This is a genomic window from Chitinophaga sp. YR573, from assembly GCF_900110995.1.
Lineage (GTDB): Bacteria > Bacteroidota > Bacteroidia > Chitinophagales > Chitinophagaceae > Chitinophaga.
On sequence record NZ_FOJF01000003.1, the window covers coordinates 1,445,712 to 1,468,492 of the forward strand.

Below are 22,781 nucleotides of genomic sequence, written 5' to 3' on the forward strand. Positions count from 1 at the left end.
GAATGATTTTCAGAAGGATTTGTTCAATAATGATGGAGTGTTTGGGGAGTCTATATCTGTGCCACACGTAGAACATACGTTTATCATATATTGAACAGAATAATGTGCTATAAGTATGTTCAAGGTATGACCAAGGTATGATCAACGTCTGTTCTACATACAGACTCCCCGAACACACTCTCACAATTTGAACTAAAAATTCTGTTAAATATTGGGTCTGTGTAGATAAATTACACATATTGGTCTTAATTTCGCAACACGAATTGAAGGAAGGAAAGGACGCTTACCACTTGTTGAAAAACACATCCAATTTGTCTTAATCAGCTACAGTTAACCCTGATTTAACCCATGTAGCATAAGTATTGACAAAATTTAAAAATACATTATCATGGCACGTTTAAAAAATGGCCTCCTGGGCGGCATTACAGGAGCAATAGGCAATATCGAAGGGTATATGTTCAGGGGGCAGCTAATATATCGCACACGCCGCATAAAGAGTACGAAACCCCCTACTGAAAAACAGCTGGCCTGCAGACAGAAAATGAAGATCGTACAAAACTTCTTAGGAGCATTTACAGATTTTATAAAAACGGGATTTGCCTATGCTGCTATAGGAAAAACGTATAGTGCAATCGGTGCAGCAGTTGGCTGGCATATTAAAAATGCGATCACAGGGGAATATCCCAATTTTACAATAGATTATGCAGCGGTAAAAACTGCTGTAGGACCAATAGATATAAAGGGTACCCATGCTACAGCCACAATAGAGGATGATAAACTGACTTTTACGTGGACGCCGCATTATAGCTATCCGCATGCCTATGACCGGGTAATGCTGCTGGCCTATTCACCTGTTTTAAATGAAGCCGTCTATGTCCTTTTTGGTGCACAGAGAGTTAAGGGGACAGATCAACTGATTTTGCCGGTTAATACCTGGGGAAGAGATGTTGCTGTTGAAACCTATCTGGCATTTATTGCTGAAAATGGGATGAGCTGTTCGGATAGTATTTATACAGGAAATTTTATATTGAAGAAGAAGGATTAGTCATTAAACTGACTAATCCTTCTCCTTTTTTCAGATTATACTGCTTTGTTTGGCCAACTGGCTTCCCAGTGTTACACCTAAATAGCTGGCGTAATTACTCAATGCATGCTGAGCGCCTGCCTGGTCAAACCAGTCTTCCAGGGTATTGCTCTGATAGTTTTCATCCAGCGCATTCGGGAATACCGTATAGTTGAGGGCCTGTTGCTGGTAACCGTAACAATAGAATATACCGGCCAGCAGGATAAAGGCCTCACGTAAACTGATGGTGACCCCCTCATAGCTTATGGTGATCTGTGAGGCAGCAGGAGCAGGATCAAATAAGAAAGCAGTCAGCAGAACGGAAAAAGAAGCCGGGAATTTTGGTACAATATCGTTAGCATTCTCATAATGCCATGCATTGGATATCTTGTTATCCAGATCTGTAGCAAAATCACTATTACCCGCTGCGGGAGCTGCGAATGTAAACAAAGAGGTATTGTCTGATGTATATCCCTCTTGTGTTATACTTGTAACAAAATAGGATGTATATACATTGGCAATATTGCCTCCAAGACTATGCCCGGTGATGATTATTTGTTTCCCGGGAATAACAGCATTGTTTTTCAGATAGTCGAAGATGAGCTGTCCGGAACCTAACTGGTCCTGCATGTTTAAAACATTCTTGAAAGAGGTATAAGCACCCTGGCTGATCAGAGCATTGTCACTGCCTGAATAAGGCCAACTGACCTGCGTTATTACGTCAAGGTCTTCCAGTATCCAGTTAGCAAACGCATCCCAGTTGTCAAAAATATCAAAAGGTGGTAAGGAGCCTCTGACAGCTAGTGCATAATATTCCGCTGACGGATCTGTAGCGATAAAAGCATAATTACCATCTGATGTCTGAATACCGTCCCAGACTATACTCCAACCAGGCAAAAGTGTATCAATATCCTGTTGGGGATTGCTGCTATAAGTCACAGCTGAAAGCATTACGGCAGTTTGTGCAAGACCGGATTGATTTGAGGTCATTTGTATTGGGTTTTAAAAGTGAAAAATACTGAGGGCGTAGTTCACAAATACTTAATTGTTATTTTGAGTTTTTAGGGTTTTATCGTAACTAAATTACTAATTTTCCGGCTTATTTTATTCCTACAATAGCAATATAACAATGGGTTTAAGTTGGTAGCCTGGCAAGTGAAAACAGGGTATAACATAAAATCCTGTTAGACTTTCATCTGACAGGATTTTATATTATTCTCCATACTTTAACAGAAACTCAGGATTAATCGCTTTAAAAGTAATCCTGCCATGTATGAAATAATCGTTGGACATTTCAATCTTTTCAACCATGGGACGAATGATAATGCCTTCTGCCCATACTTCAGGACATACTGTACTTTTGATGGTCGCCATTGCCACAAGCGCATCTATATCATTCACCAGTTCATAACTGGTTGAAATAACAGGAACAGATGGCAATTCCAGCCTGGCAAGCAATGCTGTAAATTGTTCAAACTGCAGATATTCAGATCTGTCAATATCAAAAGCATTGAAAAAGCGTATATGCTGCCCCTTTAGCTTTAGTTTGTTACTTTGAATACCCTCTCCTACTAATTCTCCCTGAAGGGCATAGTTCCCTCCCAGTGACCGCAGTTTATTTTCAATATCTAATTGTCTGGCTACCTTCCACAAACTGTTATCTTCATTTTCAAGTAATTCGAGATTACGACTACAAACACCAAACTCTCCGTTATTGATAAAATAAGTGGTACTGCTACCATCCAGTTTCTCAGTGATATAGCATCTTTCTCCCTGGTATTTATCTAATACGGTTTGTAATACCTGTACTCTTGTTTCATCTGTTTTTGGAATAAAAGAAGGGAATTTACCTTTTGCTATGCCGCTCAAATTAGCAGGAAGAGCCGGTTCGTACTTGATAATTCCCATTATCTCAGTACAGTCAGTATCTTCTTCTGCATTAAACCCATCCGGCAAAAAAGACAAAGGCAGCGCAATCCCCTGGGATACTTGTCCACGGAGTCTTACTGTTCTAATCCTCATCCCCCTCGGTCTTAAGAACTCAAATGCTGGTTTGTCGGGCATCAGGCTATCGATCTCACAATAAATGCATAGATCACCCTTTTTAAATTCTCCTTTCTTTACTACAAGCTGCCATCCCAGTACCTGGGCTTTTTCAATGGCATCTGCACCTTCAATACTTTCCAGGTGTTTGATTCTTTGGATACTTGCTAACTTTCTCATTTTAAATCGTATTAGGCAAAAAAAAGCCCCGCAATCTCTTGCGGGGCAAATGTTATATTGAATCAGTTATAAACCTATTCCATCGCATAACACAGCCCGCAAAAGAGATAACCTCCTGCCTGCATAAACCTGTTTTTGGATGTGGTATGTAACTGAGTATGCTTCATATCTTCTTTTCGAAATTTATTTTAACAGTGCGAAGTTGAGAGTTTTTCCTGTAATGACAAAATTATAGATGATATTTTTTCTATATTATCATTGGATATAGCATTTGGGAAGGAAAATACTGCCCTGATTTTTATCTCTTACCACTCGCCAAACCAGCCATTATCAACTTTATAAGATACCTGTTTATCCCGCTTTTCCTTCTTTATTTTATCCATATCAACATATTCAGTAGCTGAAGGGCTACGAACAGGCGTTACGGGCATAGGCTTATCAACTACCGGGCGTGATTTAAGCCACCACTTTTCAAATCTTATATGGTTTAGGTCAAAATGATCCTGATACATCGCATCTTTGTATGGAACAAGGTAAGGCGGCAGTACAAGATTGCTTTTCATGAGTTTCTTTATATGTTTTTTCATTCTACCTTATAGTTTTGACTATGGAATCACAGAAATTGTTATTTACGCTTAGTAATCACAAGTTGGTTCCTACGTACTTTTATCTCACATGTATCACCATCTTTAAATCCTGCTTCTTGTATATAGATTCCGGCAAATGAAATCCATGGTACTTGTTTATTACTCCACTTTCTGTATGCCGTTTTAGTTTGAATTTTGGTCTTTCTTGTTTTATATGTCATAATACTTACAGATTTAGCCAAATTAAAGAAGCAACGAGAAATAGAAATTCCGGCGGCTGTTAGCATATTTTTAGCCCTGACCATTTATTTCGTTTATATATTCACGTTTCAAGTAATCGATGAAGGTTTGCAAACAATCAATAGTTATTATTATTACCTTCCTTCTTTCATTAAATTTCAGTTCACTATAAATAATATCAAAACGGTCAGAAGAGCATTGCATTTTCCTGTAGAATCTTACAAGTGTCCAATTAAATTTATCCTGGAATATTTTCCGAATATAAACTGGTAACTGTTTTATTCGCTTATAAATGTCCAGTAATGGATTTGATGAATAGGGAACCTCCGGGAATAATTGGTCAATCCTTAATTTTTCATAATCCATGAACATCGGCACATAGATTTCGTTGTCCGTAATTTCATTTTCAGTGATCATATGTATAGGTTTTTGGTTAACACAATTAATTTGATAATCAAAGTAAGCAAACATCATTTTTGTATTCTACATTTTATGTATGTATTTTACAAGCCTTGGTTTGTTTAATACATGAAATTTTGGGTATTTTACCGTTGTTTTTTCTATATATTTGTTATCATTATAACTACCACTATGAATAAGATACATGAAGGGAAAAATATACGACGCATCCGAGAAACCCTTGATATGAAGCAAGATCTCTTAGCTGACAAACTAGGTAAAGACTGGAATCAACAGAAAATTTCCTTATTGGAAGCGAAAGAAGTTATTGACCCAAAGGTATTAGTTGAGGTTAGCAAAGCACTTGGCGTTTCTCCGGAAGCTATTAAGAATTTTAGTGAAGAAGCTGCTGTCAACTATATCAATTCTTTTAATGATAATAGTGTTAATTATGCTCCTGTAGGTTGTACAAATAACTTTTGCACGTTTAACACTGCTGACAAACTCGTAGAAGTCCTTCAACAAGAAATAAATAAAAAAGACGCGTTGATTGAGAAGTTGTTGGAGAAGATTGGAAAATAAACTATGAGATGCTATTATAGGATTATTCCTCAGTAAGATGTTGTGCATAACAAAGAAGCCCTGGCTAACTGCCAGGGCTTTTTTGTTATGGAATAATAAATTTACATGCTTTGTTTAGTTAACAATGGTTATTTACAATTTTAGTCACCTTTTTAAATATACCTTAAATTGATTTAGGCACAAATTAATTAAGGCTGAATTTTACTATAACCCTCCACCGATTACTTTATCCAGATCTATACAATCGAAATGATTGGACCATTCAGGTAATGATGCTTACTACCCTTTCCATATCTATAACAAGCTCCCTTGTTTGGCGGCTTGTTATATAAATTTAAAATCCATGTGCATGAAAAAGTTAATTTCATAAAAGGTAACATACAGTTTTAACTTTTTAAAGGGTCCTCACTGGTTGTGCTTATATCCATTTCTCTATATTTTAAGAGAGAACATAGCTCTGTTATTTTGCAAAACGCCATCTATATCCTTTATAGATACGGTTGCCTTTACAGGCTAAAGAAATATAGGCAGCAGTTACCTGTACAATGGAAGCAGTTTCTTGAAGGCTATTAAAGGATCGAATGAATTTACCTTCTGGTGTATATTGTTCAACTTTTTTAGATTTCCAGATGGAGGCTGATTCGCTTCCCCATTTATAACCGGATAAATCAATTTGTTCTTCTCCATATCCTTTTTTCCAAAAACAGCCACCAGCGGTCTTATAAATACCCTTTAGCATCAACTTGATACCTTTGGCACTTGTACCAGTAGCTATTTGTGCATCCACCATCGACGGATACTGTCCCAGTTTTTTTCCAGAAAGGTCATACTGTGTTACCTTTACCCCTATCTTGTCTGTAAGGTTCTTATGGTATGTTTCTGTCAGCTTTTCTTCAACTTCAATTTTACTGGCTGCACCATACCGCCAATAAAACCCTCCGTATATATACCCATGACCACGAGCTATGCGACTAATACCGCTATTATCAATACCTGTAGACCGACTAGCGTCCATGATACTCGAATAAGTTTTAATGAGTATTCCCCTTTGATCATATTGGGATACTTCTTTGCAGCTGACCGCCATGCGTGCCCGGATTGCATTACTCCTATCACAAAAAAGCCATTGACTTATTGCACGCCCTTTATCAAAAGCAATGCGGGTTTTCTCAACGGCTTTTATCATTTTTAAATTACCTGGCCGAATATCCAGACCATTACCATTTTTGGTCGTAATCTCAACCAAAGAATCATCCAATGCAAACTCTTTCACGAAGCAGCAGTAAACCAATCGCTTTATTGAAAAAGAGTATGATCTATTACTAATTCGCAGACAGCCTGTAAGTTGATAGATATAATCCCCTATAAATTTATTAAGCAGCTTCCCTGGTTTGGTAGCCAATATCTTTTCAGGAATAGTTTGTATAAAGCCATTAGAATGAATCTGCTCTCTTTCCATTCTCTTTATCCTTCCAAAACTGGAAATGAGAAAATATCCGTCCAGCCCGGGGATATCTTCCCATTTTTCTCCTTTTATATCTTTTAATGAACGATTTTGATATGGATACGTTTTAGACATATGTAGATGATTAATATCTTGCCCGACCTTCAAATAGCAAAGGCAGCTTTTGACGTTCATCTTTATACAATAGATCAGTTCCTGCATAAAGTAAGTCAGGATTGGAAGTTAAAAATAACTTCCGACTAATATCTTAATGTAATGTTAACGTAATGAACAATTTAGTATGTGGTGATGAAGAGGAGGTGGACAACCACCAGTTGAATATCGATGTGCATGAACATCCTGTTAAGCATGATGAGTACGGACATATCAAACAACGAGCATCAGAAAAAAGCGGTACGTTCTGTCGGGTTCTACAGGAGGGATGCTACCATCGTAACAGTACTTTGGAAGCAGCTTAGTGAAATCATAGATATGATGATAAAGGAGTCCATGAAATTAGAGATTAAACAAGCAAATGTGATAACCTCACAAGTAGAAGTAAACACATAATCTTCCCGTATTTTAGCTCGGAATAGGCTTGTCACATTACGGCGTAGGTGTCCCTTTTACGACTGATTGAGTCCTTTTCATCACTGCCAGGAGCATCATAAAACCTATCCATAGCATTGCAGGCAGGATTTCCTTCATTACCAAAAAAGTGAACGAACGTACTCTTATATACTTCATTTAAAGAGCCTCCGTGTATTTCCTCAAAAAATTCTATTGTATTCGAAATGTTACGTCTAACTATACATGCACAATCAAATAATTTGTCCTCAGGCACTTTCCATTTAGTCTTAAAATGGAAATAAAGATCCTCTTGTAGTTCCACTTCGAATTCATGGATAATCTTTTTTTCGTCAACCTGACGTTGAATAGAAAAATAGAGAAAATCACCTTTGTTATAAACTTTCTTATACTTACCAAGGTCTGAATCCTTTTTCACTTGCGCCTCCTTCTTTTTACTATCTAGTTCTTCAACAAAAGGAGTCCCGGCAGGGAGAGGTGAAATAAAATCCGAGGTAGTAGCGACGATACAGAATACAGCACCATCCTTCAATTCTATTCGTGATTTGGTTTCCCGATCATAGAAATGTCCATTTTTAAACACTAAATTTTTCGATTCCATAGGGTATATTATTTGGGTTATTGGGAGTCTTTAAGCTATATGAATATAGTGTTTTTCTCATAATTGGATAAATAAACACATATGAAATGGAGAAGATCGTATTGTAATAATATCCGGGTGCTTATTTATCTGTTAATCAATACAGTACCAGATTATAGTAGTGTCTCACACTTTTTTCGTGAATTATAAAAAGTTATTTATATTATAACCTAATCTACCGGAATGATCTTATAAAATCGCCATCTATAATAGCATACATTCTCTATTTAAAGAGTTATATTTATTCTATTTTTTATAATTATGAGAATAATATGTAGCCTGATGGCATTCCTGGCAACTTTGTCAGGCCACGCACAGAATCCCAATGTATGGAATCACAAACAATGTGCTGTGGTATTAACCTATGACGATGCAATTGATGCAGATCTTGATAACGCTATACCAGTATTGGACTCATTGGGGTTAAAAGCGACCTTTTACCTGATCGGCTCCTCTCCTGTTGTTGCAAACCGGATGGAGTTATGGCGGAAAGCAGCCCTTCACGGTCATGAGCTGGGAAATCATACTTTATGTCACCCCTGCGATGGCAGTCTTCCGGGACGCAGCTTTGTACAAGCTGATTATGACCTTAGCAAGTATACCGTTAACAGAGCTGTCGCTGAAATCAGGATGAACAATACACTTCTGCAAGCAATTGACGGCAAAACAAAACGAACATTTGCCTATCCTTGCGGAGATCTCACTATAAAAGATTCTTTTTTCTATGCAGGGTTACGCAATGATTTTGTTGCTGCCAGAGGCGTTCGGTCTGCCCTGGACTCTATTGAAAAAGTCAACCTGGACAATATTGACTGCTTTGGCATGAATGGCCAGACGGCGGAGCAAATGATCGCCCTTGTACAGAAAGCCATGAGTACCCATACACTGCTCGTCTTTCTTTTCCATGGTGTAGGTGGAGGGCATAGCCTCAATGTTGGACTGAGAGAACATAGTCTTTTACTCCATTTCCTGAAAGAGCATGAACGGGAGATCTGGATTGCCCCTATGGTAGATGTGGCAGAATATATCCGCACCAGCAGGGCGAAAAAGGTTTAAATTAAAAACGCCCCGGTAATGGGGCGTTCTATCTGAAGAAATCCTATATCAATGAATTTGAGGTGGTGGCAGAGCTGGAGGTGTGTTGCTATGTTTTTCACGCCATTTTGCATTTTCCACTAATTCTTTTCTGCCAAAGAATTTAACCTTACTGATCTTTGATGAAGAAGGATTATCAAAGATAATATCGGCCTGATAATATTCATCATATCGCTCTCCCTCTATCCAATACCTCGCCCTGAACAGATTACCATTACCATGCTCCACTTGTATAATACTCAATTCTGTTTTCCCAACAATCTTTGCGATCTCCTTTTCAGCACGCGCGATCTGTGCCTGTTGTTTTACGGAAGGAGATATCAGTAAATTTTCTGCATCTTTTACCGCGTGATGTTCAAGGTATGACATGAATGCCGCCGCTATCTTTTTTTGTTCCGGATTTACCCGAAACTGAGCAGAAGTTGTTAGACCGAATAACAGGCTGACTACAAGTAATGGGAGTGTTAATTTTTTGTTGTTCATATTCAATATTATTATTCGAGATCAAGATATTTTATAACCCATGACAGACTATCCGGAAATGCTATATGAAACCGTTTAAAGTTCGCGGGAGCTATCAACATTGTATTATTACCTGTGTCTCCAATCTGGTAAGCAACCGGGAAATGGTGACCGGTAAAGTCTGCACCTATCTGGCCATTAATATTGGGATAGGCATCACTACTAGTATACAATTTTCCATTTATCTCAAACGTATAATCAATACCATTAGCAGACCTTGAGTTAGTACTAAAGTGCTTGACAATACCATCTGCGATTGAGAAGTTACTTATAAGCCTGCCCCTTTTATTACAGTCTTTAACAGTTATTACATAGGCAAAGACTATAAGTACAGGTAATATAAATACTGGTTTGTTTATCCGTCTTAAAATCTTACTTAGTTGGTTGATTAAGTGCATTACTTGTTATTGTACTTAAAAGGTTAAATTGAAAAGGAATAAGGCCCTTCTCCAAATTGCAGCGTTAATCCTCTTGGCTTACTTATACCTGACTCGATTAGAGATTGAAGCGCTTCCAAGCACATCGCCAACAGCTTCCATATATTGATTTGGCCGCAAAATATTCATGTAGAGCATTCATTAAGTATCTGTGGTCGGATACTTTTAATTATAAATTGTTAGGAAACAGAATAGCTACGTTACGAAATATCCGGAGGTTATAATGGTATAGGTAATAAATCGAAGATATCATATTTTGCTTTATATATCTAATAACCATCATGGAAATTTTTATCTATCAGATACGTATTTATGACCACGTGATGAATTTATAGGTCTTTGATGTCCTTTGCTACTACACTAAGATTATTATCTAGTTGGTGTCCGCCGCTTTCAATTTCGCGGAAGGTTGCCCATGGAAGTTTATCCCTGTAAGATGCAAGATGATCAAACGGTATTTCTTCATCGTCACGGCAATGGTAAAAGAAGATATGATTATTTGGAGGAAGGTTTTTTGCGAAATCTTTTTGAAGTTTTAATCCCTGTGCCCATTCCTCTTTACCAGTCCAAAATGGAGTAGATATCAGAAAAATCCCGGCTGCCTTTTTCGAAATCATATTTTCAGAGAGGTATTTCAGCAGAAGTGACGCACCTAATGAATGTGCGACCAAAATAACATCGTCTCTGAGTTTACCAATTTCTTCTCCAATTTGCTTCAGCCAACCAAAGTCCGGAGCAGCAGCATCCGTTTGCATTTGAGGGTAGATTATCTGATAATCCTTTCCCAATGCTTTTTGCAGAGATGCTACCAGGTTTACGTCTGCCTTGTAACCATCGTCGCCCCCACCCTGTATAAAAAGCACTTGTTTTCTCATATGCATCAATTTATTTAGCTAATGACTCATAAGAAATCCCCCAGTGCTTCGCTAGTTTTACTGCTTCTTGTTTTGTTAAATGAATGACCGCACCATGTTTAGGCGATGTAAAATTGATAGTCTTCATAACGCCTTCATTGAAATGCCCCAGATTGGTAAAATTTATGAAATCACTGGTTTCACTAAACCCGAAATTATGCGGATTGATTCCGTAAATATCATACATCAACACCCATTTCTGTTCTCCAATCCGTTTCCATACATTGGGAGCTTCACAAGATTTTTCTTCAGGGTCGTACCAGCGGGCATCAAACTCAAAATCTTCATTAATTCTATTTGAAACCGCTTGTTTGATTCCAGCCTCTCCATCATGCGATACATAAAACATATGGTATTTTCCGTCCACCCTGGTAATGTCAGCATCAATTGCCGAAACCTTTTCATTAGGGTATTCAAATAAAAGCCGGGGTAGGGTTTCAAACTTGTTGAACTCATCGTTGACATACACGTAGTACAATTTGTTGGCCTCATTCCTGAAACGCATGGTGAAGTACATCATCAGCTTCTTCCTGTTCTCATCAAAAATAATTTCAGGTGCCCAGGCACAGCCTATTTCTCCCAATCCTGCCGAAAGTGTGTCCAACCGGATAATAGATCGTTTCCAGTTAATCAGATCCCACGATTTCATCAATATCAGTGAACGATTATTACCCCAGCCGTAAAGCTTTCCATCCCGCTCCCATTGTGTGTTACGATATCCGGCTTCCTGTGCATAAATGTGCAGGTCGGTCATTGCTAAATAGAAAGCGCCATCCGGGCCACGATAAATATGAGGATCACGAATACCTTTCTGCAAGGCAATGGTATCGCCAGCGATGACAGGTTTACCATTATTCAATGCTGTGAAATGGTATCCATCCGGACTTAATGCCATATGTAAACTATGTGTTTCATCACGGTGAAAAACCATCAGGTAGGCACTCATATCCTTTTCCTGCGGAACAGCGTTCCTGTAACGGAACTGTTTAAACCCTGCGCTACCGTTACCGGCAGAAAGCAGGCCGATTCGTAGTGCAAAGAAACCTCCGAATTTATTATGGTTCAAACCGGAAACATCCAGGTCTTCAATCAATGTTGACCATACCTTTCCATCCGGACTTACTTCTATATCTACACTGTTGCCATGGTTGTGGATTTTTGCAATAAAATGTTTCCCCAGTTTATTGGGCACAGTTATCTTCTCACCAGCATTTTTATAAATTGTAAATGTCTTCCCGTCAGATACTACTCCCGCATATGCTTTCTCACTATAATACAGGATCAGGCCTGCGGTATTTCCTTTTTCTACGGTGATCTCTACCTGTAATTCATAATTCTTGTCTGTTGCAGTCGTCAACAACAGACGCCCATCAGCAGGTGTTGCTCCTTTCGCTTGAATAAAGAGGTTTTGTTGTTTAAAAGAAAGCGCCTGAGGGGAATATTCTTTCCAGAAAGTCCACTGAAGCCCTAATTCAGGCCCTGTAAAATCATCGGAAAGCTCAAGACCGTGTTTTACTGCTGTTGCCTGCGCTATCGGTGTTGCAGTACTTTTGGTATGAAACCAGCCATCCTGGGTCCATTCAATAGGTTCTATCAGGGTTTGCCGGCCCAGGGTATGATAAGCATTGGCATAGGCATGATAAACAATCCACCAGTTGCCGTTCACATCATCGATGAGGGTACCATGTCCCTTTGACCACCAGTTATCGCTGGCGCTATAAGTGTGTACGATAGGATTATAAGGAGAATTCTCCCAGGGGCCCATTATACTCTTAGATCTGGCACTAACTACCATATGACTGGTAGCAGGTCCTGCGGTTCCACCCTGTGCCGATGTCATATAATAATACCCGTTTCTATAGTTTAATTTGGGAGATTCCAGGCACATGCATTCCGTTATCCAACTCTTCGGATAAACCCAGCCATCGTAGACTTTTGTTTTCTCTCCCACAGTGCTTAATCCATCTTCATTTAACCGGATCACTTCCCCCTCATTGAGAAACAGGAACCGGTTTCCCTGATCATCAACAATATGTCCGGGATCAATACCACTGACCTTCAGGTCTACCGGCTTACTCCATGGACCTTTGATATTCTCTGACCAAACTACCCAATTTGTTCCCGCAGCCGGATAATAGATATAATACCTGTTCTTGTACTTGAGTAAGTCCGGCGCATAGCCTGAGCCTTTATATTCCGGAACGGCCCGGCAAACAGGCTCCCAGTTCATCAGATCCTGTGAATGCCAGATCAGAAATCCGGGAGCATAATAGAAGGGAGAATGTGTCATGTAATAATCCTTTCCATCTCTTAAAATCGAAGGATCGGCGTAGTCTCCAGGCATAATTACTTTCGGGAAGTCCTGTGCATGCGATAGCTTCACTGACAGCATTAAAGCTAAAATGATAATACTCCTGTACATCTTTATAGAATTATTGTAAATTATGTTTCAGATAAATCCAGCATGTTAACTGAATTTCTCTTCTCTCCTGCCGGTTAGATGTTGTTTAAGGGAATATTGAAGTGCATATAATTAGTGATCATAGCACGTGGAACCCAATTGATAGTAAACAATGTTAAGCTAATCTATTTACCTCTACTCTTCTTCAAAGATAAATAACAATTCTTAAAGTGTCAATATAACATTTATTTCTAGTGAAAAAGCTCTTAATCTTAAATTTCATAGTTTATTGAGGAAGAAGCACTCAGTAGTTATTTATGTGCAAATAATGTTTCCTGAAATTTAATGGGCTCTGGTGATAACGCATTTTAAACTGAAAGTTGAAGTTAGAAAGATTATTGAATCCGCACACTAAACTTATTTCCAGAATGCTTTTTTGCGTTTCAATCAGGAGCTTTGTTGCATGACTAAGCCTTATTTCATTTAAAAAACTTGTAAATGATTGCCGGGTCCGTTGACTAAAGTATCTCGAAAAAGAATTATTCGCCATGTTTGCAATTCCCGCAACTCTGTCAATCGTGATTTGTTCCTGAAAGTTCTGATAAACAAAATTAAGTACCTTTTTCATCCTTTCAGATTCGACGCCGTTTCTGCCAGATATGACATTATTGGTAATAATGCCTAAATTCTTTGACTCTGCTAAGCTGTTCAGAATTTCCAGGAGTTTGAGCCATTTGGGCAAACCGTTTAATTCAAGGATTTCAAAAAGCATCTTACTCACCGATTTATTTATAGCACCAGTGATTGCAATACCTTTCGACGATTTAATCAGAAGTTGGTTGAGGTTTTGGCTTTCTGGTAAGGATAAAAATCCCTCGCCGAAAGTTTTTTGGTCAAAATGCACAACTATTGACTTTGCCCTTAAATCGGTATTGGTCAAATAGAACTCCGGATAATTACGATAAAGATGCGGCAAGTTAGGCCCTAATAGCACGAGATCGCCGGGGCCAAACTCGCTAACACGGTCTCCTATAATTCTTTTCCCCTTGCTTTCCAATACCAGAACCAGTTCATATACAGGATGGAAATGCCATGGAGTAGGAAAATAATTGTAGTCGAACAATCTTGTAACTCAATGCTGTGCTCCCAAATGGTCAGAAAGTTAAGCTGCCGAAAGATCCCTGGTTCCTGATTGGGAATTACAGGTTAACCCTGTTCGCTCACGTAAGCGGTGAATATGAACTAATAACCGGTCAAAGGGCATGGGGCCGCATGAACCAGGGAAACACGCCAAATTCAGGCTTAAATTCGTCGTCAATCGATTTGTTCAATGACGGGGGAAAGATGCTGGGGCATTATCAACTGACCGGATTGAATTCTTTGGCTGCCGATCCGCATTCCTGTACCAGGGAATTCGGCTGTGGTTATACTAAATATACTTACCGTACTAATAATTTCATTTGTGAAAGAACCTTAGCCTGTAAACCATCAACCAATCCTTATGACGGCTTCCCCGCTTTTCTTCTGACCGTAAAGTTGCGTAATACAACCGGTAAAATGTTAAAGGTATCCTACAATGAGTCGGTGGTAGCTCATTATGAAATGATGGAGCAACAACGTAAAAGTGTGCAGAACAAAATCGTTAAGTATCAAAATACAGTATCCTTAAATAAACAACAAAACATCATTAAAGCTGATATCAAAGGAATTGCATCAGATCCTTTGTTATTTCCTGATAAAACCTCCGCTAGTATAGCTGATGGTTATCCTCCATCACTTTTCTTAAAAGCATTATCTTCAAATACCCGGTTAAAAAATGAAAGCGGAAATGACAGGGACGAGTTATCCGCCACAACAATTATAAAGTTAAAGGCACATGAGGAAATATCCATTAGATATATTATTGGGTACTCTTTTGGTACCGGCTTTGATTCGATGGAAGTTATATGTGATGGAATTCAGTCGGCAATCGATGAAACAAATAATCAAAATGACTTCAACGCCGATTGGCTCAAAGTATTACCTCGTTTTCCAAAAGAATCTGATACGCTGTTAAGAAACGAGATGATCTGGCATGCTTATAACCTGGAAGCGATGACAAAATATAACGATTATTATAAGGAGACTGAAATACCCCAGGGTACCGTTTATGATTATGACTGGGGAATACATGCCAGTGCAAGGGACCATATGCAGCATGCGTTAGCATCGGTCTATTATAATCCGGGGCTTACCAGGTCAGTATTACGTTATATGATAAAAAAGACGACACCGTGGGGAGAGATCAGGTTAATCGAGGCGGGCTATGGAATGGCCAATGCAGGTAGCTATTTTACAAGTGATCAGCAGCTTTATTTTTTTCAGCTTCTTTCAGAATATTTAAGAGTAACAGGTGACTACCGTTTTTTGGAAGAACAAGTTGATAATTATCCGTTGTCAGCTGGGTATAAAACATCTGTTTTACAAGCCACAGAGAACTGTTTCAAGTTCCTGAGGGACGAGATCGGTATTGGGAGGCACGGACTTGTCCGCTTAATGAATTCTGATTGGAATGATGCGATATACTATATTGTCAGGGCCCCATACAATCGTACTTTATACAATGGCGAATCTCACATGAACTCCGCAATGGCTATCGTTGAGCTGGATAATTTAATTGACCAGCTAAAAAGCCTCGCTTCAAAAAGTGATTTTACAACTATGCAAGCGCAACTGGACCGTTTAACAGCATCTATGGGGGCATATCGTGATAACTTAAATACCGCGTTCTTCAGAGATTTAGGGGACCGTAATTTTTCGAGAAGAATGTATTTCAATGGGCGTTCATATGGAGATGAAAACCTTTTTCTTGAGCCGCAAACACATATGATGCGAATGAAAGAATTGCCTGAATCAAAAAAACTTGCATTGCTTAAAGAATTGAAAGAACGTGTCTATAACGGGGAGAAATTAGGTGCCAGGGAGCAGCAGGCACCGGAGTTTGAGGATGAAGAATTTGATAGAGGATCCAGGGAAAATGGCGGATTCTGGTATGCGCTTAATGGGCCGCTGATTATAGGAATTTCTATGTTTGACAAACCTGAAGCATGGCGGCTATTGAAAAAGATGTCTTTTGGTAATTACTCCCACTACTTTCCCAATTACTGGTCCTCGTACTGGTCTGCATCAGATAATGTCGAATCATCATTAATACCAATGGAGGGACTTCCGGATCAGACTGGTGACTATAGTGATATTCCGGTTTATTGCGCACATCCTCATGCATGGCTGTTATATTGTTATTATAAATTAACAGAAGATTATGTTAATGTTTCGCGCCGATAATCAATAAAGCGCTACACTTTTGATATAGACCTTTCCCTTTGTCTTGGTAACAAGTAATCTGAATTTAGAAGACGCCACAGGCAAAAATTCCTGTAACCTTTTATGTCCTACAGACTCACCCGTGGCTATTTCTTTCCAGGTGCCATCTATCCATGCCTGCAGACTGTAAGCCAGTATTTGTTCACCATGTGCCAGATCTTCCATTAGCATCAGTGTATTTGCTGTCCGGGAAGCAGGAGTTGCAAGTATTACGGAAGATCCGTAAACATTATTTTTAATAGCAAGAGGATTGGAGAAGTGTTCCTTAATCCTCTTGCCCAAACTATCAAATACCAATGAATCTGCTCTTGGGATCAATCCCCCCGTATCTACGACCATTCCTATCAGCATATTTGTATTTCTGCCAATACTTTTATAATATTTATCAATTAGTTCATTCACAGAAAAGAGATCTTTATCTTCACCTGCTCGCCATAACCAACCTCCGTTCCATGCATAATTCCTGCGTATTGGAAAATCTGATTCTCCCGGGCACCAATATTGTCCATCAGGATCTCCATGCAGGTTATCTATTTTTACAATTCCATCAGAAGCAGTCTTTTCATTAGCAGTACTCCATTGTGGATAAGCAGCAATCCCATCTTCATTACCAATCCACCGGACTGTATTGCCGGCCTTTAAAGGTCCCTGGAACAGAATAGCATGTGGTTGCTTTTCCCTGATCATTTTCAGCACCGTAGGCTCCAACCCATCCTGCAAACCTCCATCAAACCAGATCTCGAACATAGGACCATAATTACTCCATAGCTCCGCGAGCTGTGCAATTACAGCTCTTTTAAAAACCTCATGAGCGCTATCGTTCACAAAAGGTTTTCGCCCTGCCTCGTAATAGGTATTTGTATTGGTATTGTAATACAGCCCCGGCTTTAGACCATACTTCTTACAGGAAGCAATAAAATCTTTCAGGATATCACCCTTTCCATTATGCCATTTCGTATGACCTATATTATAAGGATTAACAGCAGAAGGCCACAGACAAAACCCTGTGCCATGCTTTACTGTCAATACTGCATATTTTGCACCAGCGGCTTTGGCTGTCCTTACCCACTGATCAGTATTCAATCTGGAGGGAGTAAAAACATCCGGCGAAGGAAGCGTTTCCTTTCTGGCATAATCAAATGTTTCCGGTGCAAAGATATTGATATCAAGATGTATAATCACTCCCATCTCTGCTTCACTCCAGTTAATCTGATCTTTGTTAGGAACTAACCGTTGAGAAAAAGATGGTAAGATTGCTGCTGCTAATAACAATGAAATGAGGAATATTCTATTAACCATAGCAATTAAAGTAGAACAAACTTATAAGGAAACAAAACTTTGGTCAAAATGATTGAAGGGATGGGTAAAATAATAGGTGAAAACAAAAAGTTGTCTCCATCAGGTATCCGAATAAAAAGAAACCGCCTCAAATTAGTTTTGAGGCGGTTAAATGGTTAGTTATTCGGTAGTGAGTTAAAGTTTATATCTGGAGGAGTACCTGTACTATTACGCTGCACGAGGCTTCCCTTCGGCAGGTTATTCATTTCCTTGAAGCCGCCACTGAACATATAGATCCATTGACCGGAAACCCCGCCTCCATAGTCGTAGCGCGCATGCCCCGCAGGATCTGCTGAAGTAGAGAAGTATGCTGATTTTATTTCCGTCCAAACACCGGTGCTTGAACAAACCCACTGGTTGCCGTAGCGGGCCTTGAAAAAATCATTACCGTTTGAACCATAATTCTCAATAAAAGAATACAGGCCACCCAGCAGATGCCCACCGTTTTTAGGCTTATCCCATCCTGCAACGAGGTTCCATTTATTAGTCTCCGGTGTAAATATGTAAGCAGTATAGATCGTATGATCACCAGCCGCTTCTGCATGTACCAGCAATTTATAAGTAGTTTCTGTTCTCCAGTTAAACATCAGGGAGCTTTGTCCACCTGAGCCCTCACCACCAAAATCCTTGGTAATCACTTCTGCTTCTTTCTTTACCAGTTTAACAGTATAGTCGGGAGGGATCTGGGTAGGATCATCTGTACTATAATTGCTCCAGATGGAGAAAAGCACTTTTCTTTCTGTAGGGGAATTTACCTGTATACCCAGGTAGCCCCCGTTAAAGCCATTCGTCACATAGTAAGAGTAAAGAGGGTCTGCACCCTCGGGTACAGAGATCTCTGTATAGAACCAGGCTACATCGTTACCGTAATTGTTAAAGAACAGGTGTGTGGCTGGTGCTCCCCTGTTCTGGCTGGCATTATATTTTAGATTAACGGCAGCAGGTCCGGAGAATACATCGGGAAGATAGACACCGTTCCTGGTCACTGCCGCTATTTCAAGGCAATTTTTAAAGTAAGAGCATATAGGCACATCAAATGAGTTGCAATTATAAAATAGATAAGGCTGATTCATTTTACTGAACCAGCCTTATACCAATAATTTGTGACCCCAGTTGGAATGTTTTCAAACCAGTTCCGAAGAAATCTAAGCTACTAAATTATTTATATCCAATATTTTAAAAGGTAATAGAATGATCAGGCGTCATATCGTTTTTATTTATCCACTTTACTCATTTCTCTGAGCATTTCTATCAGATTATTACAATTATTGTTTTCCGGTTATTTTTTCTCTTTTATCCAGGCTTCACACGCAGCATTGAACGCTGCAGGCTGTTCGATCCAGGGGAAGTGACCTGCATTAGTAATTATTGCAATGTTGGCATGCGGAATATGTTGATAAATGCGTACCGATTGCGAAATAGCATCACACACTACGTCGTCGTCCCCAACGAGTATTAATACGGGTGCGGTGATGTTATGCAGTTCAGGCAATAAATTTTCAGAGAACAATTCAGCCTTATTGGTGTAAGCCCACACCTGATCATTGAGGGTTACATTGGACGGAAATAATTTTGCTTTCGCAGGATCATGGAAATAGAATTCCGCAGTTTCAGACAGATCTTCCCCCAATGTTCTTGAAGAAGTGTCTAGTCCGAGCACCATATTCGCTTTCTTCCAGGTAAAATAAGACTCTCCGGCCCGCTTCTCCATTTGTTTATGGGCTTCTGCCATATACATACTATCGGCCGCTGCCAGGGCGTCTATCGCAATGATCCCATTAAGGTTGGCGCTGTAATGTATTCCATATCTTAATACCTGGAAGCCGCCACCTGAATGACCGGCAATCCAAACCTTTTTTTGTCCCAGGTAAACCCGCAGTGCATCCATGTCGTCAGTAAAATATTTCCCGGTGTACTGCCGGTAATCATCAGGGCCACTGCTTTTCCCTGTATGACGTGTATCATAACACACGACTGTAAAATGTTTTTTAAGCACATTGATCGTTCTGTAGGCCTCTACAGATACTCCCCAGCCAGGAGAAGGTATCATGCATACAGGACCACTTCCCTCAACATAATAATGCAATTTCAAACCGTTCACCTGGGCAAAATGTTCTCCGGCAGACAGTTTACTTTGTGCCTGAACAGATAGTGTAAAAAATAAAAAAACGGGTAAACAGTAAACCAATTTAATTTTCATATTTAAAAGATTTTTATAACACCTTTACAGATAATGGTACAGAAGAAAAGTCTGAATTGAATTTACATTTGACTGGTAACAATCTTATCAAACAGCCTGTCTCCAAGAAAAATCCTCATCCAAACAAGCGGTTTGGCTAATTTCCCGAACCGGTAACGCGTTTTAGGCTTCTTACTGTTCACAATCCTGCTCACAGTGTTTGATACTACTGATGGTTTCGAAGAATTATTTGTTTCATACGACTTCCTGGTACCTTCTGCAATCTTGTTCATCATATCTATGTAAGGGCTCTGCTTTGAAATTTTATCAAGGCTGCTCAGGACAGTGCTGCCAAATTCGGTAGCAATCAAACCAGGTTCAAGCACCACCACATTAATATTGAAAGGTTTCAGCTCAAGACGTAAGCAATCACTGAATCCTTCCAGCGCATGCTTACTTGCATGGTACCAGGCTCCTAATGGAAAATACATTTTACCGCCCATGGAGGATGTATTAATGATAGTACCTGATTTTGCTTTACGCATGTACGGAACAACTTTTTGTGTGATGGAAGCGAGGCCAAAAAGGTTTACATCAAATTGCTTTATGGCATCTTCTAAGGGAATATCCTCAACAGAGCCATAGATGCCGTAACCAGCATTGTTCCACAGCACATCTATCTTTCCTTCTTTTTGAATAATGACATCCACTACCCGCTGGATATCCGCTTCTTTGGTAACATCCATGTGCATAGGTATTCCACCTGATTGTTTAAGGTCCTGCATCTGCTCAATTCTGCGGGCAACAGTGTAAACGGTATGGCCTTCTTTAATGAGTTTTTTGGCGGTTTCTTTACCCATTCCGGAGCTTGCTCCTGTTATTAAGATTACTTTTTTCATTTTTTGTATTGGCTTAAGTAAAAATGTTATTGTTGATCTTTTTTCAATGCGAGGTATTTTTCAATTTTTGCCAGCAGTTGTTTACCCAGTTCTGCTGCACTAGTCGGATCCTGTGCAGTAATCAGTTCCCGATCTTCTATTACCAGCGTCTTGCCCAGTATAACATTCTCCACTACCCCACCCCTGCGTTCCAGGATAAGAACAGGATAGTCGGGCAAATGACCGCCTGAGTTGAAGAACGGCACATCTTCAACCAGTTTTTCTGCGAGCATAGATACACAGGTCATCCGGTATTTGTCATAAACCCAGTGCCCGTTAATGTCCGGAGCAGCTGCTAATGCTGCACCGCCATGGCAGATGGTTGCTGTTGGTTTGTTATTCTGGTGAAAATGCAGCAACAAATTTCCTGTCTCTTTATTATATTCATTCCCTTTCATCCAGTTCACGTGCAATACATCGGTCATAGGTGCATGACCACCAGGAATAAATAATACATCGTAAGAATGTAACAGGATATCGTTCTGCAGGAGATCAGACAGTTTCATCGGTTTGTTCATACCCAGGTGGTTCAGTGTCTCCAGAAAAGCTTTGGAAGCATTCAGTCTTCTGGTTGAAAACTGCCAGTACATTAAATTGAAAGAGGCTTTGTCAATGGTACATGTATTACCGTCGGGGCTTACAAAATCAATGTGGTAACCTGCCTTATAAAGAGGCATTAGCGGTTCTACCAATTCACCGAGAAATACGCCTGCTTCATGTGAAGTGCCTTCGCGGTGCGGCACTTGTGTGGCAGATGAGATATATACTAAAATTTTTACTTTGTTCATATCTTTTGTGTTTATTGACAACACAAAGATGCAATGAACTTACAGCGGGGACGTTGCGAGGATTCTAGCTCTTATTGCAAAAATCAAAGCTGGTTTGATTTCCTGTATTGGAGAGGCGTTACTTTCTCCATTTTTTTGAAGAAATTGGCAAAATGGGCGGGGTCTTTAAATGACAGGCGGTAGGCGATCTCTTTCATTGAAAAATCAGTTTGAACAAGTAATACCCTGGCGGCGCCTAAAAGCGCACTATGGATATGTTCCTGTGCGGTTTTACCGGTTTGCTTCTTCAATATGGTGCTTAGATGGTTGGGGTGTACGTTTAGTTTTTCGGCAAACCAGGCTACAGAATAATCGTGTTCGTCGTCGGTGGGTGATAATATGTCCCGCTTAACCAAAGTAAAAAAGTTGTTGGTTATTTTATCATTTGAATAGTTGATCGTTTGTGCCAGCTGGTTATCTATACGAACATACTTATTGTACATTTCATTTATATGCAGTAAAAGAATCTTCACGTAACTGGCAATAATATTAAACTGTTCAGGGCTTGGGTTATTGTATATCTGACCTATATTTTCAAATACATTTACTAATGTAGGCATATCATTATCTTCCAATTCAAATGGAATAGCTTTGTCTAATTGAAAAAAAGGGAAATCAAAGATAAGATTGCCCAGAGATGAATGTTCTGCAATAAAATCTTCTGAAAAAACGATAATGAACTTCCGTTTAACCTTTGGATCAAAACTCCAGCTTACCACCTGGTAAGGTGTTTTAATATAAATAGCAGGTTTCTGTGGCTGGACTTTCCAAAAGCCGGCATTCAACGTACCGTTACATTCTATGATCAGCGATATGGCATACATTCTGTGCCGTAAAGGTTTGCTGTAAATGCCGAAAAACTCTTCGTTGCCTTCAACCTTCATAAACAGGAAATCCTTATGGGGAAGTGTTGGCAAGCCAAAGTAGCTACAAAAATCATTGAAGTTATTGATCTCTGGAAGTGCCTCCTCTTTAGATTGATCTTTCATTTGCGGTTTTGC

23 protein-coding genes are annotated in these 22,781 nt (G+C 39.5%); 5 read left to right on the forward strand and 18 right to left on the reverse strand.

Annotation, left to right across the window (positions count from 1 at the left end; genetic code table 11):
- The first annotated feature begins 388 nt into the window (after positions 1 to 388).
- Positions 389 to 1,045 (forward strand): DUF6266 family protein, encoded by a 657-nt coding sequence (locus BMW86_RS32105; protein WP_089788049.1) that lies wholly within the window; start codon positions 389 to 391, stop codon positions 1,043 to 1,045.
- A gap of 30 nt (positions 1,046 to 1,075) precedes the next feature.
- Here the strand turns inward: BMW86_RS32105 and BMW86_RS32110 are convergent, their stop codons facing one another.
- The 5 genes from BMW86_RS32110 to BMW86_RS32130 all read right to left on the reverse strand — a co-directional run bounded on the left by BMW86_RS32110 (position 1,076) and on the right by BMW86_RS32130 (position 4,530).
- Complete coding sequence (locus tag BMW86_RS32110) at positions 1,076 to 2,053, reverse strand: lipase family protein (protein ID WP_089788051.1); 978 nt, start codon at positions 2,051 to 2,053, stop codon at positions 1,076 to 1,078.
- 222 nt (positions 2,054 to 2,275) lie between these two features.
- Positions 2,276 to 3,286, reverse strand: a complete 1,011-nt coding sequence (locus BMW86_RS32115; protein WP_089788053.1) for an RNA ligase (ATP) — start codon at positions 3,284 to 3,286, stop codon at positions 2,276 to 2,278.
- Positions 3,287 to 3,591: 305 nt separating this feature from the next.
- Entirely contained in the window at positions 3,592 to 3,873 is a 282-nt protein-coding gene (locus BMW86_RS32120) for a hypothetical protein (protein WP_089788055.1), read from the reverse strand.
- A gap of 38 nt (positions 3,874 to 3,911) precedes the next feature.
- Positions 3,912 to 4,178: a SymE family type I addiction module toxin gene (locus tag BMW86_RS32125; protein WP_089788057.1), complete on the reverse strand. Its 267-nt coding sequence runs from the start codon at positions 4,176 to 4,178 to the stop codon at positions 3,912 to 3,914.
- Positions 4,165 to 4,530, reverse strand: coding sequence for a hypothetical protein (locus BMW86_RS32130; protein WP_143056757.1), 366 nt, complete (start codon positions 4,528 to 4,530; stop codon positions 4,165 to 4,167). The genes BMW86_RS32125 and BMW86_RS32130 overlap by 14 nt, the downstream gene beginning before the upstream one ends.
- A 174-nt stretch (positions 4,531 to 4,704) precedes the next feature.
- Here BMW86_RS32130 and BMW86_RS32135 point away from each other — a divergent pair, with 174 nt between their 5' ends.
- Positions 4,705 to 5,094 carry a helix-turn-helix domain-containing protein gene (locus BMW86_RS32135; RefSeq protein WP_089788328.1) on the forward strand — a complete coding sequence of 130 codons (390 nt, stop codon included), beginning with the start codon at positions 4,705 to 4,707 and terminating at the stop codon, positions 5,092 to 5,094.
- Positions 5,095 to 5,554: 460 nt separating this feature from the next.
- On the opposite strand, the gene BMW86_RS32140 is transcribed toward BMW86_RS32135, so the two are convergent.
- Positions 5,555 to 6,673 (reverse strand): NUMOD1 domain-containing DNA-binding protein, encoded by a 1,119-nt coding sequence (locus tag BMW86_RS32140; RefSeq protein WP_177189464.1) that lies wholly within the window; start codon positions 6,671 to 6,673, stop codon positions 5,555 to 5,557.
- A 216-nt stretch (positions 6,674 to 6,889) separates the two neighbouring features.
- On the opposite strand from BMW86_RS32140, the gene BMW86_RS32145 reads away from it, so the two are divergent.
- The gene (locus BMW86_RS32145; protein WP_089788064.1) at positions 6,890 to 7,108 is read left to right on the forward strand and encodes a hypothetical protein; all 219 of its coding nucleotides are present in this window, start codon (positions 6,890 to 6,892) and stop codon (positions 7,106 to 7,108) included.
- A gap of 31 nt (positions 7,109 to 7,139) precedes the next feature.
- Here BMW86_RS32145 and BMW86_RS32150 read toward each other — a convergent pair whose 3' ends face one another.
- A complete protein-coding gene (locus BMW86_RS32150; protein ID WP_089788066.1) occupies positions 7,140 to 7,727 on the reverse strand; it encodes a hypothetical protein in 588 nt (195 codons plus the stop codon).
- A gap of 300 nt (positions 7,728 to 8,027) precedes the next feature.
- Between BMW86_RS32150 and BMW86_RS32155 the strand changes: the two genes are divergently transcribed.
- Complete coding sequence (locus BMW86_RS32155; protein ID WP_089788068.1) at positions 8,028 to 8,822, forward strand: polysaccharide deacetylase family protein; 795 nt, start codon at positions 8,028 to 8,030, stop codon at positions 8,820 to 8,822.
- Positions 8,823 to 8,870: 48 nt separating this feature from the next.
- On the opposite strand, the gene BMW86_RS32160 is transcribed toward BMW86_RS32155, so the two are convergent.
- The 5 genes from BMW86_RS32160 to BMW86_RS32180 form a co-directional block, all read right to left on the reverse strand.
- Positions 8,871 to 9,344: a hypothetical protein gene (locus tag BMW86_RS32160; RefSeq protein ID WP_089788070.1), complete on the reverse strand. Its 474-nt coding sequence runs from the start codon at positions 9,342 to 9,344 to the stop codon at positions 8,871 to 8,873.
- Positions 9,345 to 9,355: 11 nt separating this feature from the next.
- Entirely contained in the window at positions 9,356 to 9,781 is a 426-nt protein-coding gene (locus BMW86_RS32165; RefSeq protein ID WP_089788073.1) for a hypothetical protein, read from the reverse strand.
- Positions 9,782 to 10,149: 368 nt separating this feature from the next.
- Complete coding sequence (locus BMW86_RS32170; RefSeq protein ID WP_089788330.1) at positions 10,150 to 10,695, reverse strand: alpha/beta hydrolase; 546 nt, start codon at positions 10,693 to 10,695, stop codon at positions 10,150 to 10,152.
- A gap of 10 nt (positions 10,696 to 10,705) precedes the next feature.
- The gene (locus BMW86_RS32175; RefSeq protein ID WP_089788075.1) at positions 10,706 to 13,156 is read right to left on the reverse strand and encodes a family 43 glycosylhydrolase; all 2,451 of its coding nucleotides are present in this window, start codon (positions 13,154 to 13,156) and stop codon (positions 10,706 to 10,708) included.
- A 283-nt stretch (positions 13,157 to 13,439) separates the two neighbouring features.
- Positions 13,440 to 14,258 (reverse strand): AraC family transcriptional regulator, encoded by an 819-nt coding sequence (locus BMW86_RS32180; protein ID WP_089788077.1) that lies wholly within the window; start codon positions 14,256 to 14,258, stop codon positions 13,440 to 13,442.
- A 149-nt stretch (positions 14,259 to 14,407) separates the two neighbouring features.
- On the opposite strand from BMW86_RS32180, the gene BMW86_RS32185 reads away from it, so the two are divergent.
- Positions 14,408 to 16,459 carry a GH36-type glycosyl hydrolase domain-containing protein gene (locus tag BMW86_RS32185; RefSeq protein ID WP_143056758.1) on the forward strand — a complete coding sequence of 684 codons (2,052 nt, stop codon included), beginning with the start codon at positions 14,408 to 14,410 and terminating at the stop codon, positions 16,457 to 16,459.
- Here the strand turns inward: BMW86_RS32185 and BMW86_RS32190 are convergent, their stop codons facing one another.
- The 6 genes from BMW86_RS32190 to BMW86_RS32215 form a co-directional block, all read right to left on the reverse strand.
- Entirely contained in the window at positions 16,460 to 17,797 is a 1,338-nt protein-coding gene (locus BMW86_RS32190; RefSeq protein WP_089788081.1) for an alpha-L-fucosidase, read from the reverse strand.
- A 155-nt stretch (positions 17,798 to 17,952) separates the two neighbouring features.
- Positions 17,953 to 18,867, reverse strand: a complete 915-nt coding sequence (locus BMW86_RS32195) for a DUF3472 domain-containing protein (protein ID WP_177189465.1) — start codon at positions 18,865 to 18,867, stop codon at positions 17,953 to 17,955.
- Between the two features lie 248 nt (positions 18,868 to 19,115).
- A complete protein-coding gene (locus BMW86_RS32200; RefSeq protein ID WP_089788085.1) occupies positions 19,116 to 20,036 on the reverse strand; it encodes an alpha/beta fold hydrolase in 921 nt (306 codons plus the stop codon).
- A gap of 62 nt (positions 20,037 to 20,098) precedes the next feature.
- Complete coding sequence (locus BMW86_RS32205; protein WP_089788087.1) at positions 20,099 to 20,914, reverse strand: oxidoreductase; 816 nt, start codon at positions 20,912 to 20,914, stop codon at positions 20,099 to 20,101.
- Positions 20,915 to 20,940: 26 nt separating this feature from the next.
- On the reverse strand, positions 20,941 to 21,741 hold the full coding sequence (locus BMW86_RS32210) for a type 1 glutamine amidotransferase domain-containing protein (RefSeq protein WP_089788090.1): 801 nt from the start codon (positions 21,739 to 21,741) through the stop codon (positions 20,941 to 20,943).
- Between the two features lie 83 nt (positions 21,742 to 21,824).
- Positions 21,825 to 22,769, reverse strand: a complete 945-nt coding sequence (locus BMW86_RS32215) for a helix-turn-helix domain-containing protein (RefSeq protein WP_089788092.1) — start codon at positions 22,767 to 22,769, stop codon at positions 21,825 to 21,827.
- Positions 22,770 to 22,781: the final 12 nt, after the last annotated feature.